At 55.0% G+C, this 333-nt stretch carries 1 pseudogene; it reads left to right on the forward strand.

Annotated elements, in window-relative coordinates:
* Positions 1–92 precede the first annotated feature (92 nt).
* Positions 93–333 (forward strand): annotated as a pseudogene (locus ACGF5R_RS24685) (hypothetical protein); the annotation flags it as partial.

A 333-nucleotide genomic window follows, 5' to 3' on the forward strand; every position in this document is an offset into this window, starting at 1 on the left:
GTTCCGGCCACTTAACAATCAAGCCATCGTACCGTAGTGATGCATCACACACCGATAACCATTAACCGCTGTTCCCTACAGGAAATCCCATCATGTCATCACCCGTTAAACATCAATCCAACCCCCGCCCGCTGACCCTACGCCAGCATCTGGACGCGTATCTGGATAACCTGCTGTTGCAGGGGGCGAGTCAAAAGAGCCAGTCCGCCCGTCATGAACGGTTGTCACCGTTCGTCAACTGGTGTGAGGAACAGGGCGTAATATCCGCGGCTCAGGTCACCGAACCGTTACTGGAAAACTGGCAGCAGTCTCTGACCCGGTACCGCAAAGCCA

Source organism: Photorhabdus sp. RM71S (assembly GCF_042879355.1).
Lineage (GTDB): Bacteria > Pseudomonadota > Gammaproteobacteria > Enterobacterales > Enterobacteriaceae > Photorhabdus > Photorhabdus kayaii.